This is a genomic window from Maribellus maritimus (genome assembly GCF_022267315.1).
In the GTDB taxonomy this organism is placed as follows: domain Bacteria; phylum Bacteroidota; class Bacteroidia; order Bacteroidales; family Prolixibacteraceae; genus Draconibacterium; species Draconibacterium maritimum.
The window spans coordinates 22,193-28,962 of the sequence record NZ_JAIKLE010000055.1 but is presented as its reverse complement, the minus strand read 5'-3'; the positions used below and the strand labels follow the sequence as shown (position 1 = coordinate 28,962).

At 38.8% G+C, this 6,770-nt stretch carries 4 protein-coding genes; 1 reads left to right on the top strand and 3 read right to left on the bottom strand.

All coding sequences use genetic code 11. From position 1 onward, the window contains the following. Positions 1-2,387 (bottom strand): tetratricopeptide repeat protein (locus K5G00_RS26930; protein WP_238769595.1); only part of this gene is annotated, 2,387 nt, incomplete at its 3' end. A gap of 147 nt (positions 2,388-2,534) precedes the next feature. Between K5G00_RS26930 and nhaC the strand changes: the two genes are divergently transcribed. After that, the gene (gene nhaC, locus K5G00_RS26925; RefSeq protein ID WP_238769594.1) at positions 2,535-3,995 is read left to right on the top strand and encodes a Na+/H+ antiporter NhaC; all 1,461 of its coding nucleotides are present in this window, start codon (positions 2,535-2,537) and stop codon (positions 3,993-3,995) included. A gap of 4 nt (positions 3,996-3,999) precedes the next feature. Here the strand turns inward: nhaC and K5G00_RS26920 are convergent, their stop codons facing one another. After that, on the bottom strand, positions 4,000-4,710 hold the full coding sequence (locus K5G00_RS26920) for a hypothetical protein (protein WP_238769593.1): 711 nt from the start codon (positions 4,708-4,710) through the stop codon (positions 4,000-4,002). Then, entirely contained in the window at positions 4,707-6,608 is a 1,902-nt protein-coding gene (locus K5G00_RS26915) for a hypothetical protein (RefSeq protein WP_238769592.1), read from the bottom strand. Before K5G00_RS26915 ends, K5G00_RS26920 begins: the two co-directional genes overlap by 4 nt. Positions 6,609-6,770: the final 162 nt, after the last annotated feature.

Below are 6,770 nucleotides of genomic sequence, written 5' to 3'. Positions count from 1 at the left end.
GCCTGTTCTGCTGCTTCTGCCTCCGATGCCAGGCGGGCCCGTGTTTCCACAATCGAATCGATTTTGAAAATCATCTCATCCGGGTACGTTTCATCTGGTTTCGTATTTTTAGCACTGTTGTAGGAGTTAAGAGCTGCATCAAACTCCTCGTTTTGAAACTGTTTATCTGCCCGGGCAATAGCTTCGTCATACGCTTTTTGCATTTCCTGCATGCGACTTATCATTCCACGAATTTCCTCTATCCGAACAATCGGATATTGTTCTTCCGGCTTTATATCCAGAGCCTTTCTGAACTTTGCCACCGCTGCTACCAGTTCATTTTGTTCAACCAACAGATCTGCTTCGTCCACTGTCTGCTGATATTGTCTGTCTTTTTCCTGTGCAAGCGCTTCCAAACGGGCTTGTTCAGCAGCTTCCTGCTCTGCCAGAAGCCGAACTTGATCCTCCAGAATATTATCTATTTTCTGAATCATTTCAGGCGGATAAGTTTCTTCCGGTTTTATAGTTCCTGCCTCCGCATAAGCCGTCTTTGCTTCGTTGTAGCTTTCTTTCGAAAACAAATTATCAGCGCGGCTGATGGTTTGACTGTACCGTTGATCCAGAGCTGCAATACCCCGCAAAATACCATCTATTTCTGAAATCTTGTCTTTGGGATATTGTTCTCTTGATTTTAAAGCCAGTGCATCGTTATATCTGCTTTTTGCATTTTCATAACGCTCTCCGGAAAACAACTGATCTGCTTCAGCAATAATTGAGTTATATTGTTCGTCAACCTGGAGAGAAGCAAGAATCCCGTCTATTTCCTTAATTCTGTCCTGCGAATGTTTATCATTGGCTCTTAATTCCAGCGCCTGATTATACAGATTTTTTGAATTTTGATATTGTTGGGCTACAAAAGCCTCATCCGCCTTTTGAACCGCAGCTATAAAATCGGCCTCTGCATTTAAAGTCTGCCGAATCAAAGAAATCCTTTCTGATGGATGTGCCTCTTCAGGAAAGATTTCAAGCGCTTTTACATAATCAGCCAATGCATCCTGCAACTCTTCTTTTTTATATGCTTTGTCGGCCGAACTTATCAACTTATCATACAATGTTTGATTCGCCAGCCTGTCCATCAATTCTTTTATTTCCTGAATACGGGATGTTGCTTTTTCGTCGCCCGGTTTATATTTTAAAGCATTTTCATACGAAGCCAGAGATTTGTCGTAAAACTGTTTTTCATAGTTTAACTCCGCCTGAAAAATTGCCTGTTCATAATTTTTCTGGTTCTCTGTATTTTTAGCCAATTCAGCCAGTTTCCCGTTAATTTCACTTATTTTTGATTTGGGGTATGCTTCGTTAGGCCTCAATTGCGATGCTTCTGTAAAAATCTGTAAGGCTTCATCGTAAAGCACTTCATTAAAAGCGTTATTCCCGCGAACAATTAAATCCTGATATTGCTGTTCGGTTTGCTGATTTTTTAGAATTTCATTTATCTCGTTAACACGCTGGTTGGCATGATTATCAGTCGGGCGGATAGAAAGCGCACGATTATATGAATTCCGGGCCTCAAAATACTTTTGCGCATTAAAAAACTGATCGGCGTTTGTTATAAGTGTATTAAATCGCTCATTCAGAGCTTTATCCATTTCTTCAGCAACCATTATTATACCCAAAAGATCATTTATCTCAGCAATCCGGTCTTTGGGATATTGCTCGTTTGGAAAAACCTGGTTTGCTGCTTTGTATCCATCCAGCGCATCCAAAAATTTTTCGTCTCCGTATTCCGCATCAGCCTCCTTTAAAAGCTGGTCATATTCTTTCCGTAACTCAGCCAGTTCCGCACGTGTCAGGCGAGAGAGATAATCTTCTTCCTTACCAATCATCTGCGCCTGCAAAATGGCCTGATCGATTAAACTTTTTATTTGTGCATTATTATAATATAAATCAGAAATAAAATTACCAACCTGCGGACTGTAATATATCTTCAAAACCGTATTTTCTGAAAACGATTTGTCAATTCCTTCAACTTCAGTAAAAAGTTTCACATCAACAGGAAAAGGAGGGTACGAAGGATTTGACAACGCCACTTCTCTAGGAAGCTCGGTGTCAACGGTTATTTTTTGAGAAAAATTTCCGGCCAACGAAAAAATCAATTCGAATTTGTGTCCGTAATTTAATTCCACTTTATAATTTCCGTCTGAGCCAACCCCATAATTATCGAGCCGCCGACCGTCCTGATACATTTCAATAACAGCTCCTTCCACACTTCCTTCTTCCACACTGATTTTTCCTTCAACAGCTAAACCATTGCTCCTTTGTGCATTTGAAAAAGGAACTACTCCCTGTAGAAAAACGAAAAAGATGACTGATTTAAAAAACAAGCCCTTCATGTAAATTTCTTTCATTTAAAATCAAACGAAGATAAAAACAATAAATTATTCGTGACAAATTGAAAATAATTTTGATCTTTTTTAAACAAAACCCCTGTAATATGTATCAATTTAAAATATAAAATGTTAGTTTGCCAACAAATAAATCCGAAATTAATTTGAATGAAACGCGAAGCATCACTTTTCGAAGCTCTTTTACCAATTATTATTTTGATCATTTTATTAACCCTGAATGTCATTCTGTTTGACGACACACTTGGTGGCGCGAACCAGATTGCATTAATAATTTCAGCGGCAATTGCAGGTTTAATCGCACACCGGTTAGGACTAAAATGGGGCAAAATCAGAGAAAAAATTGTATCAACCATTGGTTCAGCAATGCCGTCAATTCTAATTCTTTTATTGATTGGTTCGCTTGCGGGTACATGGATGATAAGTGGTGTTGTTCCGGCGATGATATATTACGGACTGGAAATCATAAATCCAAAGCTTTTTCTTTTTACTGCGGTTGTTGTCAGCGCCATTGTAAGTGTAGCCACGGGAAGCTCGTGGTCTACCATTGCGACCATTGGAGTGGCTTTACTTGGCATTGGAAACGCCCTGGGAATGAGCGAAGCCCTGGTTGCCGGAGCAATTATTAGTGGTGCATATTTTGGCGATAAAATGTCGCCGCTGAGCGATACAACCAATCTGGCACCTGCTATGGCAGGCACCGATTTATTTACCCATATCCGGTACATGGCTTTTACCACTGTCCCGTCAATGACTGTAACCTTAATTATTTTTCTGATTTGGGGATTTCGTTATGATTTCTCCGGTGCTGTTATTGATGTTGAGAATGTGCAAACAGCAATAGAAGGAACGTTTAACACCAATCCTTTACTGTTCTTAGTGCCGGTAGCTTTAATTACAATTATTATTTTGAAAGTACCACCTTTACCAGCCTTATTTGCAGGGACAATTCTGGGAGGTGTCTTTGCCATTATTTTTCAACCTCAAATTGTTACAGAAGTGGCAGGAGTAGCCAATGATTACCTAAAAGCCTCCTATATTTCATTAATGCAATCGATGTTTGGCGATGTTTCACTCACCACAAGTGATCCGAAGGTAACTGATTTACTCAGCACTTCGGGGATGCGTGGAATGCTGGATACTATCTGGTTGATCCTTTCGGCAATGGTTTTTGGCGGCATTATGGAATCAGCCGGATTGTTAAAAAGAATTACACAGCCAATTGTGAGGTATGCAAAAAGTACCGGCAGTTTAGTTGCTTCTACCGTGGGAACCTGTATCTTTTTTAATACCACTGCATCCGACCAATACCTGGCTATTGTTGTGCCCGGCAGAATGTACCGGAAAACTTATCAGGACAAAGGCCTGGCCCCTGAAGTTTTAAGCCGAACATTGGAAGACAGCGGAACAATGACCTCTGTTTTAATTCCGTGGAATACCTGCGGAGCAACTCAATCGAGGGTGCTTGGCGTGGATACGATGGCCTATGCCCCGTATGCCTTCTTTAATATCATCAGTCCGATGATGTCGATACTCTTCGCCTATTTTAACATTAAAATCAGGAGGTTGACCCAAAGCAATAACAAAGACAAAAATATTGAAAAGGAATAAGTCATTAGAGAGAGCCAAATCTAAGGCCAAAAGAAATACGAAAACTACTCCACGGCACTTTAAGCGTTGACTCATAATCCTTGTTGCCCGATAAATGGTATTTTCCACCTACATCGAACAAATACCCGGCTTTTCCAAACACATAAATATTCTGATAAACAGGATATTCTAATTTTAACGATGGATAAACAAAGGGTTTTACTGCAACAAAATCATTATCATCTGTTTGAACTTCCTCTGCTAGTTCAAGCTCTTCTTCCATTTTCCACGATGAAAGATTTACACCTCCTGCTAAATTTATAAAAACAGCAGGTTGAATTCCGTTTAAAATTCGTAATTCGTTTTCGATTCCCAATTGATGGGTAGACAAAATTTGATCAAAATGGTATGTTCCTGAATAATCTTTCGCACCAACACGTGAACCGGTTGAATGAAATTCATATGAAGGCCCCACCGAATACCAATCGGCTATTTCGATTAAAATTTCCCCGCCAAAAAATAAACGTGCCGGAAAATCGTCCATAACGGTTACTTCGAATGGCATTTGACTTATTACCTGTTCATTTAAACTTTCCAGATTTTCAAACGAATAAAAAGCATATCCGGCATAAGCTCCTATTTTTATTTTCAGGCTGTTTTTTTGCACAGAATTCTGTGCCACTCCTTGCACACCAAACACAATTATCATAATAAAAACAAGTAGTTGTCTCATCATTCCTGAATTAAATCATTTAGAGGTAAATATCTTCCACTGCCATTGGCCAGAACTTCATTTGACAGAACAAATTTTTGTCCTTCGATAATCGGGATTATTTTATGCGTGATACTTTTTTCAAAATCATAATACAAGGCAGATGCTTCATCATAAGTAGTCCGAAATCTATACCGCATAACCAATTGTTGTTTGTTAAAATCGATAGCAACAGGTAAAAACCGGTCAGGTATATCAAAACTGCTTATCAATGAAAAATCGCTTGCACTTCGTTCCTCCCAACTGTAACGGTACGTTGAGATACACTTTAAAATTAATACTTTATCTTCCAGGATAGCATATTGAATGATTTCATAATTCGCTCCGGGATTTGCAGCAGTTGTTTCCCCCAGTTCTGTTAATTTATTCCCATCAAAATTAACAAGACGTAAATAATTTGTACCATCATCATAGACATACGTTTTATAAAGTATTTTATCGCCCTCTGAATTTATAACTGCATCTGAAAAATATTCACCCTGCGTTCCTTCTTTTCTAAACAACTCAGTTCCTGTCCTTATGTCGGTAACTGATAGAATATTTGAGTGTTGAATTACCGCAAGATGATAATTGTCGGAAATGGAAGCGCTCCAGAAACGAGCCGTTCCATAATCCATAATTGGTGTTGTAAACTGGCTGACCAATCCCCAGTCTGATGTTTTCCGCATTACAAAATCAGTATTGGTGAAATAGCTAAAAAAATCTCCGTCTGGCGAGATTCTGATAAAACCGGGATTCGTAAGTCCGGTAACACGAACAGAATCTAAAATTGTATGGGTTACCATATTATATTTATAAAACAAGCCATCGTTATACAACAAAATGTTTTCCGTATCTCCTATCTTCATTGCATTTTCAAAACCCAACATCTGATTTCCAAGCGAAAAAAGCGCCTCTCCCCCTGAAGAATTATAAATAACATAAGGCTGATCAAAACCTTTGGGCACATAACGAACCTGAAATTCATAATTGTCGCCAAAACCGGGCGAAATATCATAAGCCGCTACGGTATCTTCAGCATCTTCTTTTATAATTTCCTGGTAAGAATATGTATTCGGGACTTTTAAAGCCACATGATAATATCCAAGATTTTTGGGATTTTGTGTGCGATTCCAGCGAACAACCATTTTTTCTTCCTCATTCAGAAGAATATCAGGGGTTTTTATCGGGACATCAAAAGAAACGCCCGGGCTGTATCCGCCATTCAGACTAACGGAGTAACTCACATATTCTCCTTCCAGAAAAGTGGTATCGAGAACTGTTGTTACCCTGGGATTTGAAATAGTGTACTTAACTCCGTCAACCTGTGTTGAACTCCATTTTGAAAGCACGTAGTTCTGAAAATTGTAGTAATCGTATTTTTCCCAACTAACAGCAACTGGTCCGTCCATATATTCCACTTTTTTAATATCAATTCGTGTATCAACCCCATGATGGATTATGACCGGCCACTGAACTTCATACAAATATCCTTCGGCCTCTACTTTATCGGCAATACTTCCACTGTTACTTGCAGTAAATGCCTGAATTGTAAAATAATGAAGCCCTTCTGAGTAATTACCAATTGAAACATGTACACTGGGCAAAGCTCCTGAATTATAGTCAGAATAATAAACATTACTGTCATCAAAATCAATCTTCACCCAATAAATTTCTGCCTCCTGAGAAGTAAGCCTGAACTGTGTCCACACATCACTGGCAAGTTTTAATGTATCCATATCCGGCTGTACTTCGATATACAAAACAGGTGCATGTTCATCCGGTTGTTCTACAAAGGTTTCCTGAATTTCAGAAGGTGTAAATTCACAGGAAACAGAAAAAAACAACAGGAGTATTACTACTGGGGCAAGAATTTCTTTCATTGTGGAAATCAACAGTTTTATTTAGAAATAGGAACAATAATAAAATGGACAAAGCTAATGATTTAGACAATCAAAAATTATGGTATTGCTTGCCATTCGAAATCATTTCTGTAATTTGGAACGATTCTAAAAGCATAGAGAAATACAGCAATTCACGCGAAG

Excerpts from the sequence above, each read along its gene's own strand:
- nhaC (WP_238769594.1), top strand. The coding sequence starts at position 2,535 with ATGAAACGCGAAGCATCACTTTTCGAAGCTCTTTTACCAATTATTATT.
- K5G00_RS26920 (WP_238769593.1), bottom strand. The coding sequence starts at position 4,710 with ATGATGAGACAACTACTTGTTTTTATTATGATAATTGTGTTTGGTGTG.
- K5G00_RS26915 (WP_238769592.1), bottom strand. The coding sequence starts at position 6,608 with ATGAAAGAAATTCTTGCCCCAGTAGTAATACTCCTGTTGTTTTTTTCT.